Below are 22,358 nucleotides of genomic sequence, written 5' to 3' on the forward strand. Positions count from 1 at the left end.
GGCGTTCATGGGGTGGGATGCCTCAGGAGGCCCGATGCACCGGCGCCAGCCAGGGCAGGATCTCCCCGGGATGATGGATGCAGCCGTCGGCCCCCCAGGTGTCCGGGGTCTGATCCGTGTCGATGTAGCCGTAGAGGGCGGTGAGGGTGACCATGCCGGCGGCGCGTCCCGCCTGGATGTCCCGCAGGGCGTCGCCGATGTAGAGGCATTGCTCCGGGGTGCTGCCCGCCTCCCGGCAGGCCTGGAGCAGGGGCAGGGGATGGGGTTTGCGCTCGGGGGTGGTGTCGCCGCTGATGACCGTGACGGCCCGGTCGTAGAGTCCCATGGAACGCAGCAGGGGGTCGGTGAGCCAGCCGGGCTTGTTGGTGACCACCCCCCAGTTCATCCCCCGGGCCTCGATCCCCTCCAGGATCTTGGCCATGCCGGGGAAGAGCGTGGTATCTCTATGCAGGGCCTCGGCGTAGAGGTCCAGGTACTGCCGCTTCAGGTCCTCGAAGGCCTCCCCCTCGATACCGGGAAACCCCAGCCGCACCAGGGCCACGGAGCCGTGGGAGACATGGTTCCGTACCGCCTCGAAGGGCAGGGCATCCACGCCGTGGCGGGTCTGCAGGCGGCAGAGGGCGGCATGCATGTCCGGGGCGGTGTCCGCCAGGGTGCCGTCCAGGTCCAGCAGCAGGGTGCGCACGGGGTCAGTCCTCCCGCACGGCGTGGGCCAGGTAGTTCACCTCCACCCCCGGGCCCAGGTGGTAACGGCGGTGCAGGGGGTCGTAGTGCATGCCGGTGAGGCCACGCAGCGCCAGGCCGCTGTCCCGCATCCAGCCGTCCAGTTCCGAGGGCCGAATGAAGCGGGAGAACTGGTGGGTGCCCCGCGGCAGCCAGCGCAGCAGGTACTCGGCCCCGATGATGGCCAGGGCGAAGGCCTTGGGGGTGCGGTTCAGCGTGGCCACACAGAGATGGCCGCCGGGTTGGAGTAGGCGGGCACACGCATGGATCACGGAGCGCGGGTCGGGAACGTGTTCCAGCAGTTCCATGCAGGTGACCACGTCGAAGGATTCCGGTTGTTCCGCCGCCAGGTCCTCCACGGCGATGCAGCGGTAGTCCACCTCCAGGCCCGACTCCAGCAGGTGCAGGCGGGCCACGTCCAGGGCCCCTTCCCCCAGGTCGATGCCGGTGACCCGGCCCCCCCGGCGGGCCATGGCCTCGGCCAGCAGGCCGCCGCCGCAGCCCACGTCCAGCACCCGCAGGCCCGCGAGGCCGCCGCTGCGTTCCTCCACGAAGCCCAGGCGCACGGGGTTGATCTCGTGCAGGGGGCGGCATGCCCCCTCGGGATCCCACCAGTGGCGGGAGAGATCGTCGAATTTGGCCAGTTCGGCGTCGTCGGCGTTGCGCTGGGGGTCACACATGGCGGTGGGCATCCCGGTGGGTGCGGTTCAGTCGGCCGCGGCGATGCGGCGCTGCCAGTCGGCCACGCGCCGGCGCAGGTCCGGCAGGTCGAGGGTGGTGAGTTGCCGATCCCGCAGCAGGGGGCGGCCGGCCACCCAGACATCGCTCACCTGGTGGCGGGCGGCGGCATAGACCAGGTGGGAGGCCGGATCGTACAGGGGCAGGGTTTCCGGTTCCCCCAGGTCCACGGCGGTGATGTCGGCGCTCTTGCCCGGCTCCAGGGAGCCGGTGATCTCCCCCAGGCCCAGGGCCCGGGCGCCGTTGAGGGTGGCCATGCGCAGGGCGGTGTGGGCGGGCAGGGCGGCGGCGTCCCCGCTCACCCCCTTGGCCAGCAGCGCCGCGGTGCGCATCTCGCCCAGCAGGTCCAGGTCGTTGTTGCTGGCGCTGCCGTCGGTGCCCAGGGCCACGTTCACCCCCGCCTCCAGCAGGGCCTGCACCGGGCAGAACCCCGAGGCCAGCTTGAGGTTGGATTCGGGGCAGTGGACCACATGGGCGCCGGTCTCCGCCAGGTAGCGGATCTCGGCGGCCTCCAGCTGGGTCATGTGCACCCCCAGGAGGCTGGGGCCCACCAGCCCCAGGCGGGCCAGGCGCTCCAGGGGGCGCATGCCGAAGCGGGCGACGGCCTCCTCCACCTCGTGGGCGGTCTCGTGCACGTGCATGTGCACGGGGATCTCCAGCTCTTGCGCCAGGGTGGCCAGGCGCCGCAGGGGGTCGTCGCCCACGGTGTAGGGGGCATGGGGCGCGAAGCAGAAGGAGAGCAGGGCATCGCCTTTGTAGCGGTCGTGGATGTCCAGCCCCTTGGTGATGTACTCCTCGGCGTCCCCCGCCCAGGCACTGGGGAAGTCGATGACGATGAGCCCCAGCACCGCCCGCAGGCCGGCGCGGGCGGCCACCTGCCCGGTGGTCTCGGGGAAGAAGTACATGTCGTTGAAGCAGGTGGTGCCGCCGCGGATCATCTCCGCCGCGGCCAGCAGCGTGCCGTCGTGCACGAAACCCTCGCCCACGAAGCGCCCCTCCGCCGGCCAGATGTGGTTCTGCAGCCAGTCCATCAGCGGCAGGTCATCCGCCAGGCCCCGCAGCAGGGTCATGGGGCTGTGGGTGTGGGCGTTGACCAGGCCCGGGATGAGGGCGTGGCGCTCCAGACGGCGGTGGGTCTCGGGCCGGTAGCGGGCCTGGGCCTCCTCTGTGGGCAGCAGGTCCAGGATGCGTCCCTCGTGGATGGCCAGGGCATGGTCTTCCAGTACACATCCCTGGGGTTCCACGGGGAGGATCCAGGGCGCCGAGATCAGTTTGTCGATAGTCTGCATGGCCGAAAGATAACGTCCCGCAGGATCCGGGACAAGCGCACCCATGGGAGGGATCTGGCACCTCGCGGGCCATGCTGGCACAGTACGGAGCCGATCCCATCCATGTGACCCGACCCAGCCCATGAGCACCTACGACCACGATTCCATCCGCGCCGTGCAGTGGACCGGCACCCACCTGAGGCTGCTGGATCAGCGCCTGTTGCCCCATCGCTGTGTCCACGTGGACCTGGACTCGGCCCTGGAGGCGGCCGCGGCCATCCGCGACATGGTGGTGCGCGGTGCCCCGGCCATCGGCGTCGCCGCCGCCTATGCCGCGGTCCTGGCCGGTCGCGCCGCCTGGCGGCAGGCGGGGCCGGACTGGCGCCGGGCCATGGAACCCGCCCTGCAGGCCCTGGCGGATTCCCGCCCCACGGCGGTGAACCTGTTCTGGGCCCTGGAGCGGATGCGGGCGGTGATGCAGGCCCTGCCGGCGGAGGCGGACCCGGAGCCGGCCCTGCTGGCGGCGGCGCAGGAGATCCACGAGGCGGATGTGGCGGGCAACCGGCGCATGGGCGACCTGGGGGCGGCCCTGATCTCCCCGGGGCAGGATGTGCTCACCCACTGCAATGCCGGTTCCCTGGCCACGGCCGGCTACGGTACGGCCCTGGGGGTGATCCGCAGCGCCTTCGCCCAGGGCCGCATCGGCCACGTCTATGCCGACGAGACCCGGCCCTGGCTCCAGGGCAGCCGTCTCACCGCCTGGGAGCTGGTGCAGGACGATATCCCCGTGACCCTGCTCTGCGAGGGGGCCGCCGCCGGGCTCATGCGCCAGGGGCGCGTGGGCTGGGTGGTGGTGGGGGCGGACCGCATCGCCGCCAACGGCGACACCGCCAACAAGGTGGGTACCTATGGCCTGGCGGTGCTGGCCCGTCATCATGGGGTGCGTTTCATGGTGGTGGCCCCCACCAGCACCATCGATGCCGACGCGGCAAACGGCGCGGCCATCCCCATCGAACAGCGGGGAGAGGAGGAGGTGCTGGAGCTGGCGGGACAGCGGGTGGCCGCCGAGGGGGCCGGCGCCTGGAACCCGGCCTTCGATGTGACCCCGGCGGAACTGATAGACGCCATCGTCACCGAGAAGGGTGTGGTGGAGCGCCCCGGCGAGGGCGGGGTGACGGCCCTGCTGGACTGACCCCGGGCCACGGATGGCTTCCTGATGCCGCACCCGGGGTTGTGGTATCCTTGCCTGCTTATTTCCAGTCCTCCCACGTTCACCATCGGGACCCGAGACTGAATGGTCGACTTCGCCAAAGAGATCCTGCCCGTCAATCTGGAAGACGAGATGCGTCAGTCCTATCTGGACTACGCCATGAGCGTCATCATCGGCCGCGCCCTGCCGGACGTGCGCGACGGCCTCAAGCCGGTGCACCGGCGCGTGCTCTATGCCATGCGCGAACTGGGCAACGACTGGAACAAGCCCTACAAGAAGTCCGCCCGCGTGGTGGGGGACGTCATCGGTAAGTACCACCCCCATGGCGACTCCGCCGTGTACGACACCATCGTGCGCATGGCCCAGCCCTTTTCCATGCGCTACATGCTGGTGGACGGGCAGGGGAACTTCGGCTCCGTGGACGGGGATGCCCCCGCGGCCATGCGCTACACCGAGGTGCGCATGGCACGCATCGCCCACGAGCTGCTGGCGGACATCGACAAGGAGACGGTGGATTTCGTCGACAACTACGACGGCTCCGAGACCGAGCCCTCCGTCTTCCCCACGCAGCTGCCCAACCTGCTCATCAACGGCTCCGCCGGTATCGCCGTGGGCATGGCCACCAACATCCCGCCCCACAACCTCACCGAGGTGGTGAACGCCTGCGTCGCCCTCATCGACGATCCGGATCTGGACGTGGACGGTCTCATGGCCCACCTGCCGGGGCCGGATTTCCCCACCGCCGGTCTCATCAACGGCGACCGCGGCATCCATGAGGCCTACCGTACCGGCCGCGGGCGGGTCTACCTCCGCGCCCGTTCCCATATCGAGACCGACGACGACACCGGCCGCCAGGCCATCGTCGTCACGGAGCTGCCCTACCAGGTGAACAAGGCCCGGCTGCTGGAGCGCATCGCCGAGCTGGTGAAGGAGAAGAAGCTGGAGGGCATCAGCGAACTGCGCGACGAGTCCGACAAGGAAGGCATGCGCATGGTGGTGGAGCTCAAGCGGGGCGAGGTGCCGGAGGTGGTGCTCAACAACCTCTACATGCACACCCAGATGCAGAACGTGTTCGGCATCAATATGGTGGCCCTGGTGGACGGCCAGCCGCGGTTGCTGGACCTGAAGCAGGTACTGGAGGCCTTCCTGCGCCACCGCCGGGAGGTGGTCACCCGGCGCACGGTGTACGACCTGCGCAAGGCCCGGGAGCGGGCCCATGTGCTGGAGGGTCTGGCGGTGGCCCTGGCCAACATCGACGAGGTGATCGCCCTGATCAAGGCCTCCTCCAGTCCCGCCGAGGCCCGGGCCGGTCTGCTGGAACGCCTCTGGGCCCCCGGCGTGGTGATGGATATGCTGGAGCGCGCCGGTGCCCGCACCTCCCGCCCCGAGGACCTGGCCCCGGAATACGGTCTGCAGGAGGAGGGCTACCGCCTCTCCGAGGCCCAGGCCCAGGCGATCCTGGATCTGCGTCTGCACCGCCTTACCGGACTGGAACAGGACAAGATCGTCGGCGAGTACGGCGAACTGCTGGACCGCATCGCCGATCTCCTGGAGATCCTGGACCGCCCCGGCCGGCTCATGGAGGTGATCCGCGAGGAACTGGTGGCCATGGGCGAGCGCTACGGCGATGACCGCCGCACGGAGATCCTCGCCCGTCAGAAGGACCTCACCCTGGAGGACCTGATCCACGAGGAGGACGTGGTGGTCACCCTCTCCCACGCGGGCTACGTGAAATACCAGCCCCTGACCGCCTACCGCGCACAGAAGCGGGGCGGTCGCGGCAAGGCCGCCGCCAGCTTCCGGGACGAGGACTTCGTGGACCGTCTGGTGGTGGCCAACACCCACGACACCATCCTGTGCTTCACCAGCCACGGCAAGGCCTACTGGCTCAAGGTCTACGAACTCCCCCTGGGCAGCCGCACCGCCCGCGGCCGCCCCATCGTCAACCTCCTGCCCCTGGAGGAGACGGAGCGGGTCAACGCCATCCTGCCGGTGCGCGAGTACCGGGAGGACCGCTACGTCTTCATGGCCACCAGCCAGGGGGTCGTGAAGAAGACCCCGCTGGTGGAGTTCTCCCGTCCCCGCAGCAACGGCATCATCGCCGTGGGCCTGCGCGAGGACGACTGGCTGGTGGACGTGAAGCTCACCGACGGCTGCCAGGACGTGATGCTGCTCAGTTCCGCCGGCAAGGCCATCCGCTTCACCGAGGACGCCGTACGCGCCATGGGCCGCACTGCGGCCGGGGTGCGCGGCATGCGTCTGGCCGAAGGCCAGCAGGTGATCTCCCTCATCATCGTGGACCAGGGCACCATCCTCGTGGCCACGGAGAACGGCTACGGCAAGCGCACCTCCCCAACGGACTTCCCCCTGCACGGCCGCGGCGGCCAGGGGGTGATCGCCATCCAGACCGGGGGCCGCAACGGGGACGTGGTGGGGGCCTGTCTGGTGGCCGAGGAGGACCAGGCCATGCTCATCACCAACGGCGGCACCCTGGTGCGCACCCCGGTGGCGGACATCCCCGTGCTGGGACGCAACACCCAGGGGGTGCGCTTGATTCGCCTCTCGGATCAGGAGAAGCTGGTGGAGATGGCCCGGGTGGAAGGGCTCAACGGCGATGCCGAGGGCGACGAAGGGGAGGGGGATGACCCCGGGGAAGACGCCTCCGGAGGGGATACCCCCACCGCCTGAATCCCGTTCGGGCCCCCGGGCCCATGCCGATGCAAACCAGGAGCAAGCCATGACACGTGTCTACAACTTCAGTGCCGGTCCCGCCGTTCTGCCCGAACCGGTGCTGGAGCGCGCCCGCGACGAGATGCTGGACTGGAACGGCACGGGCATGTCCGTGATGGAGATGAGCCATCGCGGCAAGGCCTTTGTCTCCATCGCCGAACGGGCCGAGCAGGACCTGAGGGACCTGATGCGGGTGCCCGAGGACTACCGCGTCCTGTTCCTCCAGGGCGGGGCTTCGGCCCAGTTCGCCGCCATCCCCATGAACCTGCTGGGGGAGCGCCGCCGGGCCGACTACGTCAACACCGGTGCCTGGTCGAAGAAGGCCATCGCAGAGGCCCGCAAGTACGCAGAGGTGAACGTGGTGGCCAGCAGCGAGGCCGACGGCTTCACCACCATCCCCCCCTTCGACACCTGGCAGCGGGACCCGCAGGCCGCCTATCTGCACTACACTCCCAACGAGACCATCGGCGGCCTGGAATTCCCCTGGATCCCCGACAGCGGTGACGTGCCCCTGGTGGCGGACATGTCCTCCACCATCCTCTCCCGACCCGTGGACGTGTCCCGCTTCGGGCTCATCTACGCCGGGGCCCAGAAGAACATCGGGCCCGCAGGGCTGACCCTGGTGATCGTGCACGACGATCTCATCGGCCACGCCGCGCCCCAGGTGCCCTCCGTGCTGGACTACCGGGTCCAGGCCGAGGCCGGGTCCATGTCCAACACCCCGCCCACCTACGGCTGGTATCTGGCGGGGCTGGTGTTCCAGTGGCTCAAGGCCCAGGGGGGACTGGAGGAGATGGAAACCCTGAACCGCCGCAAGGCGCAGAAGCTCTACAACGCCATCGACAACTCGGCCTTCTATTCCAACCCGGTGGAGCCCTCGGCCCGTTCCCTCATGAACGTGCCCTTCACCCTGGCCGATCCGGAACTGGACGGCGTCTTCCTCAAGGAGGCGGAGCAGGCCGGGCTGGTCAATCTCAAGGGCCACCGCTCCGTGGGCGGCATGCGGGCGAGTCTCTACAACGCCATGCCCGAGGCCGGCGTGGATGCCCTGGTGGACTTCATGGCCGATTTCGAACAGCGCAAGGCCTGATCGCCATGTACCGCATCCTCACCCTCAACCACATCGCCGCCAAGGGGCTGGATCGCTTCGGGCGCGAGCACTACGAGGTGGCCTCGGAGATCTCCCATCCCGATGCCATCCTGGTGCGTTCCTTCGACATGCACGCCATGGAGATCCCCGAGGGGCTCAAGGCCGTGGGCCGGGCCGGGGCCGGGGTGAACAACATCCCCGTGGACGCCCTGAGCGAGCGGGGGATCGCGGTGTTCAACGCCCCCGGGGCCAACGCCAACGCCGTCAAGGAACTGGTGCTGGCGGGCATGCTCCTGGCGGCCCGCAACATCTGCCAGGCCTGGGCCTACACCCGCGAACTCCAGGGGGACGACGCCGAACTGCATCGCCAGGTGGAGGCGGGCAAGAAGCGCTTCGCCGGGTTCGAGCTCACCAGCCGCACCCTGGGGGTGATCGGGCTGGGGGCCATCGGTGTGCAGGTGGCCAATGCCGCCCGGGGGCTGGGCATGGAGGTGGTGGGCTATGACCCCCACATGACCGTCGGCCGCGCCTGGCAACTGGATGCCGGGGTGCATCAGGCGGTCAGCGTGGACGATCTCATCGCCCGCTGCGACATGATCAGCGTGCACGTGCCCCTGAACGAGCACACCCGCCATCTCCTCGACGCCGACCGCATCCGGGCCCTGCGCCCGGGCAGCGTACTGCTCAACTTCGCCCGGGACGGCATCGTCGATGCCGCCGCCATGGTGCAGGCCCTGGATGCCGGCCATGTGCACGCCTATGTCTGCGATTTCCCCGGCCGTCCCCTGCAGGACCATGACCGGGTCATCGCCCTGCCGCACCTGGGGGCCTCCACCGTGGAGGCGGAGGAGAACTGCGCCGTCATGGTGGCGGATCAGCTGCGGGATTACCTGGAGCACGGCAATGTGCACAATGCCGTGAACCTGCCCGAGGTGCACCTGCCCCGGGCCGGGGACGCCCGCCTGGCGGTGATCAACCGCAACCGTCCGGACATGGTGGGGCAGATCTCCCACGTCCTGGGCCAGAACGGCATCAACATCGTGCACATGGTGAACGAGTCCCGCGCGGGGCTGGCCTACAGCCTCATCGACACGGAGGGGGTCCTCGACGAGGAGGCGGCCCGGGGCATCGCCGGCATCGATGGCGTGCTCAGGATGCGCGTCCTGTAGGGTCGGGCCGTGGAAATCCGGTATCAGGCAATGACGGGCTGCCGTCCCATGGGGTGTGATCGTGACCGCTGACGGGCAGAATACCGCGGGCACCGACGACGACGCCCTGGAGGCCATCCGGGAGCGCATCGACGACCTGGATCAGCGCATCATGCAGCTGATCAGCGAGCGCGCCGCCTGCGCCCAGGAGGTGGCCCGCATCAAGCGGGAGGCGGACCCCGCGGCCACCTTCTACCGCCCCGAACGGGAGGCGCAGGTGCTGCGGCGCATCCACGGGGCCAATCCCGGCCCCCTGGACCGGGAGGAGATGACCCGGCTGTTCCGGGAGATCATGTCCGCCTGCCTGGCCCTGGAGCAGCCCCTTTCGGTGGCCTTCCTCGGCCCCGAGGGCACCTTCACCCAGGCCGCCGCCCTCAAGCACTTCGGCCATTCCGTGAAGACCGTGGCCATGAGCGCCATCGACGAGGTCTTCCGCGAGGTGGAGTCCGGCAGCGTCCAGTATGGCGTGGTCCCCGTGGAGAACTCCACCGAGGGGGTGGTGACTCACACCCTGGACCGTTTCATGCAATCCCCGCTGCACATCTGCGGCGAGGTGGAGATGCGCATCCACCACCACCTGCTGGGGCATGATCCGGATGCCGGGGGGGTGCTGCGGGTCTATTCCCATCAGCAGTCCCTGGCCCAGTGCCGGGAATGGCTGGACGCCCGGCTGCCCCAGGCCGAGCGCCTGCCGGTGAGCAGCAACGCGGAGGCGGCCCGGCGCGCCGCCGGGGAGGCGGGGGCCGCGGCCATCGCCAGCGAGGCGGCGGCGGAACTCTATGGCCTGCAGGTGCTGGCGGCCAATATCGAGGACTCCCCCGACAACACCACCCGCTTTCTGGTGATCGGACGCCAGCCCAGCGGCCCCTCCGGACAGGACAAGACCTCCCTGCTGGTCTCCGCGCGCAACCGCCCCGGTTCCCTGCACGGGCTGCTGTCGCCGTTCGCCGAGAACGACGTGAGCATGACCCGCATCGAGTCCCGGCCCTCCCAATGCGTGAACTGGGAATACGTCTTCTTCATCGATATCGAGGGGCACGCACAGGAACCCCGGGTGGCCCGGGCCCTGGAGGCCCTGCGCCGGGAGGCGGAAGTGGTGAAGGTGCTGGGATCCTATCCCAAGGCGGTCCTCTAGGGCCGCATCGCGGATCAAACCATCCTGGAGTCGACATGAGTTGTGATTACCGAGCCCTGGCCAATGCCGGGGTGCAGAAGCTGACACCCTATCAGCCCGGCAAGCCGGTGGAGGAGCTGGAGCGGGAGCTGGGCATCTCCGACAGCCTGAAACTGGCCTCCAACGAGAACCCCCTGGGGCCCAGCCCCCGGGCCGTGCAGGCCCTGGGTGGGCTGCTGGACCAGTTGGCCCGGTATCCCGATGGCAACGGCTTCGCCCTGCGCCAGCGCCTGGCCCGGGAACTGGACGTGGAGCCCGACTGCATCACCCTGGGCAACGGCTCCAACGATGTCCTGGAACTGCTGGCCCGGGCCTACCTGGGGCCGGGACGCAACGCCGTCTTCTCCGCCCACGCCTTTGCCGTCTACCCCCTGGCCTGCCAGGCGGTGGGGGCCGACCTGCACATGGCCCCGGCCCATGCCGCGGACCATGCCATGCCCTACGGACACGATCTGGAGGCCCTGGCCGCGCGGGTGGACGCAGACACCCGGGTGGTGTTCATCGCCAACCCCAACAACCCCACCGGCACCTGGCTGGATAGCAAGGCCCTCCACGATTTCATCCGGTCCCTGCCCGGGACCACCCTGGTGGTGGTGGATGAGGCCTACTGCGAATACGTGGAGGAGGCCGATTACCCCGATGCCACCCGCTGGCTGAAGGAATTTCCCAACCTGGTGGTGACCCGCACCTTCTCCAAGATCCACGGCCTGGCCGGTCTGCGCATCGGCTACGCCGCCTCCAGCCCCGAGGTGGCGGATATCCTCAACCGGGTGCGCCAGCCCTTCAATACCAGCACCCTGGCCCAGGCGGCCGCCCTGGAGGCCCTGGACGACACCGCCCATGTGCAGGAATCGGTACGGGTGAACCGGGAGGGGCTGGCCTGGCTCACCGCCGCCTGCCGTGAGCGGGGGCTGGGCTATATCCCCTCGGTGGGCAACTTCCTCAGCATCGACGTGGGGCGTGAGGCGGAGCCGGTGTACCAGGCCCTGTTGCACCACGGCGTCATCGTGCGCCCCATCGCCGGTTATGGCCTGCCCCGGCACCTGCGGGTGACCGTGGGCCGGGCCCATGAAAACCGCCGTTTCATGGAGGCACTGGACCAGGTGGTGGGCGCATGATCAAGCGACTGACGATCTTCGGTGTGGGCCTCATCGGCGGCTCCCTGGCCATGGCCCTGCGGGCGGCGGGCACCTGCCACGAGGTGGTGGGCTGCTCCCGTTCCGAGGACCACCTGCGCCAGGCCCTGGAGCGGGGGGTGATCGACCGCTACACCCTGGACCCGGCCGAGGCGGTGCAGGGGGCGGACATGGTGGTCCTGGCCGTCCCCCTGGGGGCCATGCGTGCCGTCTGCGCCGCCATCCGCGGCCATCTCGCCCCCGATGCGGCCCTCACCGACGTGGGCAGCGCCAAGGGCAGCGTGGTGGAGGCGGTGCGTGAGGGCTTCGGTGAGATGCCCCTGAACTTCGTGCCCGGACATCCCATCGCCGGCACCGAGAAGAGCGGCGTCAGCGCCGCCTTCCCGGGGCTGTTCCATGGCCGGCGGGTGATCCTCACGCCCCTGGAGACCTCCGACCTGGGGGCCCTGGCGCGGGTGCGCACCATGTGGGAGGAGACCGGCGCCGTGGTGGAGACCCTGTCCGTGGCCCATCACGACGAGGTGCTGGCGGCCACCAGCCACCTGCCACACCTGCTGGCCTTCGGCCTGGTGGACAGCCTGGCCCGCATGGGGGAACGGGACGAGATCTTCCGCTATGCCGCCGGGGGCTTTCGCGACTTCACCCGCATCGCCTCCAGCGATCCGGTGATGTGGCGGGACATCTGCCTGGCCAACCGGGAGGCCATCCTGCAGGTGATGGCGGGGTATCAGCAGGACCTGGGCCTCATCACCCGGGCCATCGAGGCGGGGGACGGCGATGCCCTGCTGGAGATCTTCCAGCGGGCGAAGACCGCACGGGATGAGTTCTGCCAGTGAAGGGGAGGGGAATGACACCGCACCATGCACAGATCCCGGGCCGCCGCCCGGAGGGGAGGCCCCACGGTGGCCGCTGACGATCTCACCCTGCGCGTGGCCCCCGGGGGCACGCTGGCCGGTCGCCTGCGGGTGCCCGGGGACAAGTCCATCTCCCACCGCGCCATCATGCTGGGGGCCCTGGCCGAGGGCGAGACCCGGGTCGGCGGCTTCCTGGAAGGGGAGGACTGCCTGGCCACCCTGCGGGCCTTCCGGGCCCTGGGGGTGGACATCCAGGGTCCGGAGGACGGCGAGGTGGGCATCCGGGGTGTGGGCCTGCACGGCCTGCGGGCCCCCGCCGCCCCCCTGGATATGGGCAATTCCGGCACCTCCATGCGTCTCATGGCCGGCCTGCTTGCCGGCCAGCCCTTCGACACCGTGCTCACCGGCGACGCCTCCCTGACCCGTCGTCCCATGCGCCGGGTCACCGAGCCCCTGGCCCGCATGGGGGCGCGGATCGACACCAGTCCCGATGGCACGCCGCCACTGCACATCCATGGGGGCGTGCCGCTCCGGGGCATGGACTACGCCCTGCCGGTAGCCAGTGCCCAGGTGAAATCCAGCCTGCTTCTGGCCGGGCTCTATGCCCGGGGGCGCACCTGCATCACCGAGCCCGCCCCCACGCGGGATCATACCGAGCGCATGCTGGCGGGCTTCGGCCTCGCCGTGGAGCGTGGTGAGGGGCGCGTCTGCCTGCAGGGCGGGGGCCGGCTCACGGGCACCCGCATCCAGGTGCCCGGGGACATCTCCTCGGCGGCCTTCTTCCTGGTGGGGGCCAGCATCGCCCCGGATTGCCGCCTCACCCTGGAGCATGTGGGCATGAACCCCACCCGCACGGGGGTGATCGACATCCTGCGCCTCATGGGGGCCGACATCCGCGTGGAGAACCCCCGGGAGGTGGGGGGGGAGCCGGTGGCGGACCTGACGGTGTGCTCCGCGCCGCTGCAGGGTGTGGACATCCCCCCGGCCCTGGTCCCCCTGGCCATCGACGAGTTCCCGGCCCTGTTCGTGGCTGCCGCCTGCGCCCGGGGGCGTACCGTGCTCACCGATGCCGCGGAGCTGCGGGTGAAGGAGAGCGACCGCATCCAGGTGATGGCCGACGGGCTGGCGCGCCTGGGCATCCACGCCGAGCCCACCGCCGATGGCATGGTCATCGAGGGCGGGGAACCGGAGGGCGGCGAGGTGGACAGCCACGGCGATCACCGTGTCGCCATGGCCTTCGCCATGGCGGCCCTGCGGGCCCGTGGGTCCATCCGCATCCGCCATTGCGCCAACGTCAACACCTCCTTCCCCGGCTTTGTCTCCCTGGCGGCCGGGGCGGGACTGCCCATCGAAGCCGAGGAGGACGGGGCATGAGCGTACCCGTGATCACCATCGACGGCCCCGGGGGGTCGGGCAAGGGCACCGTCAGCCGCCTGCTGGCCGAGCGCCTGGGCTGGTCCTTCCTGGACAGCGGTGCCCTCTACCGCCTGGTGGCCCTGGCGGCCCTGCGGCGCGAGCTGCCCCTGGAGGATGCCGACGCCCTGGCGGAACTGGCCCGCGGGCTGGACGTGCGCTTCGAACTGGACGGGGCGGGGGAGAGCCGCATCCTTCTGGACGGTGAGGTGGTGGCCTCCGAACTGCGTACCGAGGCCTGTGGCGAGGCGGCCTCGCGGGTGGCGGCGATCCCCGCCGTACGCGAGGCCCTGCTGGCGCGGCAGCGGGACTTTCAGGCCCCGCCGGGTCTGGTGGCGGACGGCCGTGACATGGGCACCGTGGTGTTCCCCCACGCCCCCCTCAAGATCTTCCTCACGGCCAGCCGCGAGGAACGCGCCCGGAGGCGGTTCAAGCAGTTGAAGGAACAAGGGCTTAGTGCTAACCTTCAAAACCTTTTACGTGAGCTCGCCGAGCGCGACCGGCGCGACAGCGAGCGGGCCGTGGCGCCGCTTAGGCCGGCGGAGGACGCCCTGGAGGTGGACTCCACGGATATGGGCATCGATGCGGTGCTGACCGAGATCGTGCAGGCCGCGCGGCAGCGTGGCCTGCTGCGCTGAACCCGCCCGGGGCAGGAAGGCCCGGGTTCTTCCTGAAACAACCGGTTTGCAAAGGGAGCCGTTGCAAACCCCAATCTTTGCAGGTTCAATCAACCCATGAGTGAAAGTTTCGCGCAACTGCTCGAAGAGAGCATGGCCTCCACCCAGATGCGGCCCGGTTCCATCCTGCATGGCACCGTCATCGACATCCGCAACGACATGGTGGTGGTGAACGCCGGCCTGAAGTCGGAAGGGGTGATCCCCGCCGAGCAGTTCTACAATGAGAACGGAGAACTGGAAATCCAGGTGGGCGATGAAGTGGAAGTCGCCCTGGAGACCCCCGAGGATGGCTTCGGGGAGACCCGCATGTCCCGGGAGAAGGCCAAGCGGGCCAAGGCCTGGGAGCGCCTGGAAGAGGCCATGGAGAAGGACGAGACCATCACCGGCATGATCAGCGGCAAGGTCAAGGGCGGCTTCACCGTCGAACTGGGGGACATCCGTGCCTTCCTGCCGGGTTCCCTGGTGGACGTGCGCCCCGTGCGCGACACCGCCTACCTGGAAGGCAAGGAACTGGAGTTCAAGCTCATCAAGCTGGACCGCCGCCGCAACAACGTGGTGGTGTCCCGCCGCGCCGTGGTGGAGAAGGAATACAGCGCCGAGCGCGAAGCCCTGCTGCAGAACCTGCAGGAAGGCATGGTCCTCAACGGCATCGTCAAGAACCTCACCGACTACGGTGCCTTCCTGGACCTGGGTGGCATCGACGGCCTGCTGCACATCACCGATATGGCCTGGAAGCGGGTCAAGCACCCCTCCGAGGTGGTCAACATCGGCGACGAGATCCAGGTCAAGGTGCTCAAGTTCGACCGTGAGCGCAACCGCGTCTCCCTGGGCCTGAAGCAGCTGGGCGAGGATCCGTGGGAGAACATCACCCGCCGCTACCCGGTGGGCACCCGCATCTTCGGCAAGGTCACCAACATCACCGACTACGGCTGCTTCGTCGAGGTGGAGGACGGTGTCGAGGGTCTGGTGCACGTCTCCGAGATGGACTGGACCAACAAGAACGTCAACCCCGCCAAGGTGGTGGCCGTGGGCGACGAGGTGGAGGTGATGATCCTCGATATCGACGAGGAACGCCGCCGCATCTCCCTGGGCATGAAGCAGTGCCAGCCCAACCCCTGGGACGAGTTCGCCGCCATGCACAACAAGGGCGACCGTGTCTCCGGCGTCATCAAGTCCATCACCGACTTCGGCATCTTCGTGGGTCTGGACGGAGGTATCGATGGCCTGGTGCACCTCTCCGACCTGTCCTGGAACATCCCGGGCGAGGAGGCCGTGCGCAACTTCCGCAAGGGCGAGGAGATCGAGGCCGTGGTGCTGTCCGTGGACCCGGAGCGGGAACGCATCTCCCTGGGCCTGAAGCAGCTGGACAAGGATCCCTTCTCCAACTTCGTGGCCGAGCACAGCAAGGGCAGCATCGTGCGCGGCACGGTCCGTGAGGTGGATGCCAAGGCCGCCGTGGTGGAACTGGCCGAGGGCGTGGACGGGGTCCTGCGGGCCTCCGAGCTCTCCCGCGACCGCGTCGAGGACGCCCGCACGGTGCTCAACGTGGGCGACCAGGTGGATGCCAAGTTCATGGGCGTGGATCGCAAGAACCGCACCGTGACCCTGTCCATCAAGGCCAAGGAGAGCGCGGAGGAACAGGAGATCCTGCAGGACTACAGCAGTTCCTCCGTGGCCGCCACCTCCCTGGGGGATATCCTCAAGGAGCAGCTGGGCAACAGCGGTTCGGACGACAAGGGCTGACCCGACGGGAACGCCGCGGCATCACGTCGGCGCCAGGGAAGGCGCCGCCGGGCCGCCCCGTGACGGGCGAAGGATCGGTGGCCGTTGCGGGATGAGGGCATCGCGCAATGCGCGTCAGGACAGGGCGATGACGAAATCGGAACTCATCGATATACTAGCTCGCAAACAAAACCATCTGGCGTATAAGGATGTCGAGCTGTCCGTGAAGACCCTTCTCGAGCAGATGAGTCAGGCGCTGGCGACCGGGGATCGCATAGAGATCCGTGGTTTTGGTAGTTTTTCGCTGCACTTTCGTCCGCCGCGCGTGGGCCGCAACCCCAAGACGGGGGAGACGGTGTCCCTGCCCGGCAAGTACGTGCCGCACTTCAAGCCTGGCAAGGAATTGAGGGAGCGGGTCAACGAGCCGGCAACCACCACTGGGAAGGTGGCCGCCCGCTGATCCGGGTACAACGCATGTCCACAATCGGGAAAGCAGCCCATGAGTCGACTGATACTGATCTTGTTCTCCATCGTGGCCGTCCTGCTGGGCGCCAGTTTCACGGTCATCAACTCCGATAACGTCGCGGTGAACCTGTACCTGCAGAGCTTCCAGGTGCCCATGGCCCTGGTGGTGTTCATCAGCATGTTCCTCGGCGCGATCATCGGCGCCCTGGCCTGTTCGGGCCTGGTCATGCGCCGTGGCCGGGATATGCGCCAGCTGCGCAAGAAGTGCAAGCGGGCCGAGGACGAGATCGCCCGGTTGCGCCAGTTGCCCAGCACCGGCAAGGTCTGAGCCCATGTGGCAGCTCCTGTGGCTGCTGCTCCCCGTAGCGGCGGCCTCGGGATGGATGGCGGCGCGCCGCACCTGCCGGAAAGAGTCCGGACAGGAGCGGGGCGCCGTTTTTTCTGCCGACTACATCAAGGGCCTCAACTACCTGCTCAACGAGCAGTCGGACCGCGCCCTCGAGGTCTTCCTCGAGATGGTGAACGTGGATCCGGAAACGGTGGAGACCCACCTGATCCTCGGCAGTCTGTTCCGCCGCCGGGGTGAAGTGGACCGGGCCATCCGCATCCACCAGCACCTGGTGGACCATCACCGGCTGGTGCCCGCGCAGAGGGCCAATGCCCTCCTGGAACTGGGCCGGGACTACATGAAGGCCGGGGTCCTGGACAAGGCGGAACAGCTCTTTACCGAACTCATCCAACTGGGTTACTTGCAGGCCGAGGCCTACCAGTGGCTGCGGGGGATCTACGAGCGGGAACGGGACTGGAGCCAGGCCATCTGGGCCAGTGAACGACTCTGCGAATTCTCCAGTGAGCCCCAGAACCAGCGTATCGCCCATTATCACTGCGAACTGGGGGAGGCCGCCCGGGTCCGGGGCGATCGCCAGGAGGCGGCCCACCGTGCACGCAAGGCCCTCAGCTTCGATCATGACTGCACCCGTGCCAGCATCCTCCTGGGGGATCTGGCCCGGGAAGAGGGGCAGCCGCGCCTGGCCATCGAACACTACGAGCGGGTGCTGCGTCAGGATGCGGCCTTCATCCCGCTGATCCTGCCCCGGGCGGGGGAGGCCTTTCAGGAGCTCAGGGATGCGGACGGGCATGAGGCCTTCCTGCGCACCGTGCGCCGGCACGACGGCTCCGTGTGCTCCGCGGTGGCCCTGGCCCGGTTCCTGAACGAGCGTGACCGCCGCCAGCCCCTGGAGGAGTTGCTGGGGGAGGAGATCCAGGGGGAACGCCTCGGCCTGGGCCTGGTGCTGGAATATCTGCGCATCAAGCTGGGCCGGGGTGAGGCCGGGGAGTCCGGCGTCACCGGCGTGGCGATCCGCGCCCTGGAGCGTCACCTGGAGGAACGCCCCCTCTACGGCTGCGTGCGTTGCGGTTTCCAGTCCCGCAGCCATTTCTGGCACTGCCCCGGGTGCCATGGATGGAGTACCGTCCGTCCCCTGGACCGGGTGCCGGAGCGGCGGCCTGAGACCTCCCTGACCCCCCCCGGCGAGCCGGACCCTTCCCACTGATGAACTGCCCGGACGACATGCACTCCATGGCCCAAGACAAGATGGACCAAGACAAGCCCCTCATCGTGGCCCTGGACTTCCCCGACGGGGAATCCGCCCGCGCCTTTGCCACCCGCCTGGATCCCCGCCTGTGCCGTCTCAAGGTGGGATTCGAGCTGTTCGTGGGGGCCGGCCCGGCCCTGGTGGAGGACCTCCAGGGGCGCGGCTTCGAAATCTTCCTGGACCTGAAGTTCCACGACATCCCCAATACCGTGGCCGGCGCCTGCCGCGCGGCGGCGGGGCTGGGGGTGTGGATGATCAATGTCCACGCCTGTGGCGGGCGCGCCATGATGACTGCGGCCCGGGAGGCGGTGGAGGGTGCGGCCCGGCGTCCCCGGCTCATCGCCGTGACCGTGCTCACCTCCATGGATGCGACGGATCTGGCCGCATCGGGTATCGGGCGCGATCTGGAGGAGCAGGCCCTGTTCCTGGCCGGGGAGGCCCGGGAGGCGGGGCTGGACGGCGTGGTCTGCTCCGCCCGCGAGGCCCCCCTGCTGCGCCGGACCCTGGGGACGGACTTCCTCAAGGTGACCCCCGGCATCCGCCCGCAGGGCAGCGCCGCCGACGATCAGAAACGGGTGGTGACCCCCGGGCGGGCGATGCAGGACGGGGCCACCCATCTGGTGGTGGGGCGGCCCGTCACCCGGGCCGCGGACCCGCTGGCGGTGCTGGAGGCCATGAACCGGGAGATCGCCGGCGCCGGGGGGGCTTGAAACCCCGGATTCAGCCACTATGCTCCGTATGTGGGTGCCTGGAGGATCAGGAGATCCGCGCCCGCAAAGACCAGGGAAATCCACGGAACTCAGGAGACAGGTCATGAAGCTTTTCCCCGCCCTTACCCTTTCCATGTCACTGCTGTGTGTCGGCGGTCTGGCCCAGGCGGCGGACCAGGTGGATGTGAACCGGGCCGATGCCGAGGTCCTGGCCGAGGGGCTGCATGGTGTCGGCCCCGTCAAGGCCAAGGCCATCATCGCCTACCGCGAGTCCCACGGTCCGTTCCGCTCGGTGCATGAACTGACCGACGTGGACGGCATCGGCGAGGCCACGGTGGAGCAGAACCTGGATGCCATCCACCTGGGGGAGCAGGCCGCAGCGAAGTGACGCACGGCGGTTGATCCCGCCGTTGCACACAGGGGGCGGCCCGGGCCGCCCCCTGTGCTTTGGGGCCCTTGTTTTTGGGGGAGGGCGTCCGCATGCTTGGCAAACCATCCATTGAATCCGATTGCGAAGACGGGACATGCAGAAACAGATCCGAAAGGCAGTTTTCCCCGTGGCGGGTATGGGCACCCGTTTCCTGCCGGCCACGAAGGCGAATCCCAAGGAGATGCTTCCGGTCGTGGACAAGCCGCTCATCCAGTACGCCGCCGAGGAGGCGGTGGAGGCGGGGATCAACGTGCTGGTGTTCGTCACCGGCCGCAACAAGCGTTCCATCCCCGACCACTTCGACAAGGCCTACGAGCTGGAGACGGAGCTGGAGGAGCGGGGCAAGGAGAAGATGCTGGAGGTGGTGCGCAATATCCTTCCGCCGGGGGTGACCTGCGTCTATATCCGACAGTCCGAGGCCCTGGGGCTGGGGCATGCCGTGGGCTGTGCCCGTCCCGTGGTGGGGGATGACCCCTTCGCCGTCATCCTGGCGGACGACCTCATCGACGGCCAGGGCAAGGGCGCCCTGAAGCAGATGGTGGAGGTCTACGAGGAATACGGCTGCAGCATCCTGGGGGTGGAGGAGGTTCCGGAGGACCAGACCCACAAGTACGGTGTGGTGCGTCCGGAGCCTGTGGAGGACGGACTCTGGGACGTCCAGGCCATCGTGGAGAAGCCAGCCCCTGAAAAGGCCCCCTCCAATATGGCCGTGGTGGGCCGTTACATCCTCACCCCACGCATCTTTGACCTGATCGAGCAGACCGGCCGGGGCGCAGGCGGCGAGATCCAGCTCACCGACGCCATCTCGGACCTGCTGGCCGAGCAGCGTGTCCTGGCCCACCGCTTCCAGGGTACGCGCTATGACTGTGGCAGCAAGCTGGGCTACCTGCAGGCCACCGTGGAATATGCTCTGAAGCATCCCGAACTCAAGGCCAAGTTCGGCGATTACCTGCGGCGGGAAGTCTGTACCCGGGAGCTCTGAACCGGGTGCCGTTCCCGGGGGGGCTGGTGGGCCATCGGCCTTCCGGGTGCCGCCCGCCTTCCCTGCGCGGGAACCGCGCAACCCCCATGACCTTTCCTTGGCCCCGCGCGTGAACTGGTTCCGATCCAAAAGCAAACCATCTGCCGGGCGTGAGGAAGGCATCTCCCTGGGACGGGAGGACAACGAGCGGGTGGAACGCTGGCAGCGGGCGGTCAAACGGGTGCGGGTCTCCCGCAATCTGCTCAAGCTGGCCTGGACCGCCGGACCGGTGACGGGGATCGGCCTCTACGGCGGCTACTACATCGGTTATGGGCGCCCCCCCGCCACCGATCTGCTGATCTACTTCACCACCTTCACCATTCTCTCCGGGCTGCTGGGTCTTCTGGCGGCCATCGTCTACGACACCACCTACGGGACGGCCAAGGAGCGGGCGCAGCAGGATGTCCTGGAGGCGGTGGACCTGCTGGGGGATCTGATCCTGGCGGTGCGTGACCTGGCCATGGAGGGTTTTGAGCCGGAGATCCGGCGCCGTGAAGCGGCCACGCAGCTCCTGCAGCGGGTGGATCTCTCCCCGGAGGCGGTGGCCTTTGCCTGCGAGGAACTCATCGGGGAACGGGAACTGGGTCGCTGCCTGGCAAAGATCGACACCTTCCGCCGGGCGGGACTCTACAGCCGCATCCGTGATCTGCACCAGGACCAGGGGGAGGCATTCGACAAGGCCTTGTCAGAACTGCACCGCGTGGCCCCCATCGCCGCCTCGGTGCTGCGCGAACGCTATATGGGCGACGCCCCCAAGCTGCAGGACGGCATGCCCCGGGATGAATTCTTCCTGGAGCGGGTCATGGCCGCCATCGACCAGGACAACCTCCTGCTCATGACCCCGGCGGACGTGGAGGCCATGCTGCTGCTGGCCTTCGAGCTCATCAATGGGCGAGAGATCCCCATGCTCACCTTCAGCTATGCCGGACGGTGGCGTCTGGCCTCGGTGCTGGATCACCTGGAGGAACAGCGCAGCCGCTACCGGGTGGCCCGGGCGGCCGGCAGCAACCGCATGCGCGCCCTGGCCACCTGGCTGGTGGAGGTGGAGGTGCTGGCCTATGAAGAGGTGCCGGAGGGGATCTCCGCCTCCCTGCTGGTGGACCGGGTGGTGGCGGCCCTGGACCGCCTCACCCAGCAGCTGGACGCCGAGTGCGACCGCCTGCGCAGGCGTCGGCACACCTCTACCAGTGAGCTCCGTCGTCTGGGGGATACCCTGGCCACCTCCCTGCGGCTCTACCGTATGGCCCACGATGCCTACCGTGAGCTGGGCAGGGTGCATGCCGACCTGCTGCGGGCCTCGGAGCACTGGGAGCGACTGCAGGCCCTGCCGGGGGAGGAGCGCAGTCATCTGCACCTGGGTCCCGGACGCAAGGGGCTGCGCATCGTGGAGAAGGTCATCGCCCTGGACGAGGATGCCCGCGAGGCGGTGTGTCAGCACCTGGTGAACTACCTGCACGGGGAGCAGCTGGAACGCCGCGGACGGCGCTTCTTCACCCGCCAGGACGGACGCCGGCGCGCCCTTACCCTGGAAGGGGCGCGGCAGCTGGCGGTGGAGACGGCCCTGGCCCTGGATCCCCATATCCGCCTCTCCCGCCCCGAGGTACAGCGGGGTATCGGCGCCAGCCGTGCCAGCTACCTGGGTAATCTGGAGCCGGGGATGAGCGCCCACGAAAAGCGCACCCTGGGGGAGGCCATGGCCCAGGAGGTGGTGCAGGATATGAGCCAGCCGGCGGAGCGTCTGGCCCTGGCCCTGGTGCGTCACTACCGGGTGAGTCTGACCGAGGAGGCGAAGCAGTTCCTGCGGGACAACTACGGCGCCCGGGAACAGGTGCTGAATATGATCGCCCAGAGCCATGCCGAGGAGATGCCGCAGATGAACCTGCTCAGCCAGCGACCCACCGTCGTGCCCACGCCCCGGCGGGACTGGTATCGCAGCCTGGTGCGGGCAAGGCGCCTGCTGGACTGACGGTGAACCCTGTGTCCTGTATCGAGTCCATGGGGTGAAACGAGTATCATTCCTTTCATGAATCCCGATGGGAGGAACCCATGGTGATGCGCATCCTGCAGGAGATCCTGGGCCTGGCCCTTGCTGCTGCCCCCTGGCTGCTGCTGGGCCTGATGGCCGCCGGTGCGGTGAAGGTCTGGGTGCCCGAGGCCCTCATGCGCCGCTGGGTCGGGGGGGATGGATTCGCGG

Annotated in this window: 20 protein-coding genes and 1 pseudogene; 18 read left to right on the forward strand and 3 right to left on the reverse strand. The window is 68.7% G+C overall.

All coding sequences use genetic code 11. From position 1 onward, the window contains the following. Positions 1 to 22 precede the first annotated feature (22 nt). From CKO33_RS11710 to CKO33_RS11720, 3 genes are read right to left on the reverse strand one after another with little or no spacing between them, the layout of a single operon-like run. Complete coding sequence (locus CKO33_RS11710; protein WP_338081780.1) at positions 23 to 685, reverse strand: HAD family hydrolase; 663 nt, start codon at positions 683 to 685, stop codon at positions 23 to 25. A 4-nt stretch (positions 686 to 689) separates the two neighbouring features. Next, positions 690 to 1,403 carry a bifunctional 2-polyprenyl-6-hydroxyphenol methylase/3-demethylubiquinol 3-O-methyltransferase UbiG gene (gene ubiG / locus CKO33_RS11715; protein ID WP_242472611.1) on the reverse strand — a complete coding sequence of 238 codons (714 nt, stop codon included), beginning with the start codon at positions 1,401 to 1,403 and terminating at the stop codon, positions 690 to 692. A gap of 27 nt (positions 1,404 to 1,430) precedes the next feature. Next, positions 1,431 to 2,750 (reverse strand): TRZ/ATZ family hydrolase, encoded by a 1,320-nt coding sequence (locus CKO33_RS11720; RefSeq protein WP_200182428.1) that lies wholly within the window; start codon positions 2,748 to 2,750, stop codon positions 1,431 to 1,433. Between the two features lie 121 nt (positions 2,751 to 2,871). On the opposite strand from CKO33_RS11720, the gene mtnA reads away from it, so the two are divergent. The 18 genes and pseudogenes from mtnA to CKO33_RS13970 all read left to right on the forward strand — a co-directional run. Next, positions 2,872 to 3,921, forward strand: coding sequence for an S-methyl-5-thioribose-1-phosphate isomerase (gene mtnA / locus CKO33_RS11725; RefSeq protein WP_200182429.1), 1,050 nt, complete (start codon positions 2,872 to 2,874; stop codon positions 3,919 to 3,921). A gap of 102 nt (positions 3,922 to 4,023) precedes the next feature. Then, positions 4,024 to 6,627: a DNA gyrase subunit A gene (gyrA, locus tag CKO33_RS11730; protein WP_200182430.1), complete on the forward strand. Its 2,604-nt coding sequence runs from the start codon at positions 4,024 to 4,026 to the stop codon at positions 6,625 to 6,627. Positions 6,628 to 6,676: 49 nt separating this feature from the next. Then, on the forward strand, positions 6,677 to 7,759 hold the full coding sequence (serC, locus tag CKO33_RS11735; RefSeq protein ID WP_200182431.1) for a 3-phosphoserine/phosphohydroxythreonine transaminase: 1,083 nt from the start codon (positions 6,677 to 6,679) through the stop codon (positions 7,757 to 7,759). A gap of 5 nt (positions 7,760 to 7,764) precedes the next feature. Beyond that, complete coding sequence (locus tag CKO33_RS11740) at positions 7,765 to 8,928, forward strand: 3-phosphoglycerate dehydrogenase family protein (RefSeq protein WP_200182432.1); 1,164 nt, start codon at positions 7,765 to 7,767, stop codon at positions 8,926 to 8,928. A gap of 61 nt (positions 8,929 to 8,989) precedes the next feature. Continuing rightward, entirely contained in the window at positions 8,990 to 10,102 is a 1,113-nt protein-coding gene (gene pheA / locus CKO33_RS11745; RefSeq protein WP_200182433.1) for a prephenate dehydratase, read from the forward strand. Between the two features lie 35 nt (positions 10,103 to 10,137). Beyond that, the gene (hisC, locus tag CKO33_RS11750; RefSeq protein ID WP_200182434.1) at positions 10,138 to 11,259 is read left to right on the forward strand and encodes a histidinol-phosphate transaminase; all 1,122 of its coding nucleotides are present in this window, start codon (positions 10,138 to 10,140) and stop codon (positions 11,257 to 11,259) included. Continuing rightward, positions 11,256 to 12,113 (forward strand): prephenate dehydrogenase, encoded by an 858-nt coding sequence (locus CKO33_RS11755; protein ID WP_200182435.1) that lies wholly within the window; start codon positions 11,256 to 11,258, stop codon positions 12,111 to 12,113. Before hisC ends, CKO33_RS11755 begins: the two co-directional genes overlap by 4 nt. Positions 12,114 to 12,137: 24 nt before the next feature. Further along, complete coding sequence (gene aroA, locus CKO33_RS11760) at positions 12,138 to 13,505, forward strand: 3-phosphoshikimate 1-carboxyvinyltransferase (RefSeq protein ID WP_200182436.1); 1,368 nt, start codon at positions 12,138 to 12,140, stop codon at positions 13,503 to 13,505. Next, positions 13,502 to 14,182, forward strand: coding sequence for a (d)CMP kinase (gene cmk, locus CKO33_RS11765; protein WP_200182437.1), 681 nt, complete (start codon positions 13,502 to 13,504; stop codon positions 14,180 to 14,182). The genes aroA and cmk overlap by 4 nt, the downstream gene beginning before the upstream one ends. A gap of 96 nt (positions 14,183 to 14,278) precedes the next feature. Beyond that, positions 14,279 to 15,964 carry a 30S ribosomal protein S1 gene (gene rpsA / locus CKO33_RS11770; protein ID WP_090483494.1) on the forward strand — a complete coding sequence of 562 codons (1,686 nt, stop codon included), beginning with the start codon at positions 14,279 to 14,281 and terminating at the stop codon, positions 15,962 to 15,964. A 127-nt stretch (positions 15,965 to 16,091) separates the two neighbouring features. Then, positions 16,092 to 16,403: an integration host factor subunit beta gene (locus CKO33_RS11775; RefSeq protein ID WP_090483684.1), complete on the forward strand. Its 312-nt coding sequence runs from the start codon at positions 16,092 to 16,094 to the stop codon at positions 16,401 to 16,403. A 39-nt stretch (positions 16,404 to 16,442) separates the two neighbouring features. After that, positions 16,443 to 16,736: a LapA family protein gene (locus CKO33_RS11780; protein ID WP_200182438.1), complete on the forward strand. Its 294-nt coding sequence runs from the start codon at positions 16,443 to 16,445 to the stop codon at positions 16,734 to 16,736. Between the two features lie 4 nt (positions 16,737 to 16,740). Next, positions 16,741 to 17,961 carry a lipopolysaccharide assembly protein LapB gene (gene lapB, locus CKO33_RS11785; RefSeq protein WP_200182439.1) on the forward strand — a complete coding sequence of 407 codons (1,221 nt, stop codon included), beginning with the start codon at positions 16,741 to 16,743 and terminating at the stop codon, positions 17,959 to 17,961. Positions 17,962 to 17,987: 26 nt separating this feature from the next. Then, a complete protein-coding gene (pyrF, locus tag CKO33_RS11790) occupies positions 17,988 to 18,713 on the forward strand; it encodes an orotidine-5'-phosphate decarboxylase (RefSeq protein ID WP_242472612.1) in 726 nt (241 codons plus the stop codon). 103 nt (positions 18,714 to 18,816) lie between these two features. Then, complete coding sequence (locus CKO33_RS11795; RefSeq protein WP_200182440.1) at positions 18,817 to 19,101, forward strand: ComEA family DNA-binding protein; 285 nt, start codon at positions 18,817 to 18,819, stop codon at positions 19,099 to 19,101. A 136-nt stretch (positions 19,102 to 19,237) separates the two neighbouring features. Further along, a complete protein-coding gene (gene galU, locus CKO33_RS11800) occupies positions 19,238 to 20,125 on the forward strand; it encodes a UTP--glucose-1-phosphate uridylyltransferase GalU (RefSeq protein WP_200182441.1) in 888 nt (295 codons plus the stop codon). A gap of 109 nt (positions 20,126 to 20,234) precedes the next feature. Beyond that, the gene (locus CKO33_RS11805) at positions 20,235 to 22,130 is read left to right on the forward strand and encodes a hypothetical protein (protein WP_200182442.1); all 1,896 of its coding nucleotides are present in this window, start codon (positions 20,235 to 20,237) and stop codon (positions 22,128 to 22,130) included. Positions 22,131 to 22,210: 80 nt separating this feature from the next. After that, positions 22,211 to 22,358: pseudogene (locus CKO33_RS13970) on the forward strand (SO_0444 family Cu/Zn efflux transporter); the annotation flags it as partial.

Origin of the sequence: Ectothiorhodospira mobilis, from assembly GCF_016584115.1 — a bacterium.
Taxonomy (GTDB): domain Bacteria; phylum Pseudomonadota; class Gammaproteobacteria; order Ectothiorhodospirales; family Ectothiorhodospiraceae; genus Ectothiorhodospira; species Ectothiorhodospira mobilis.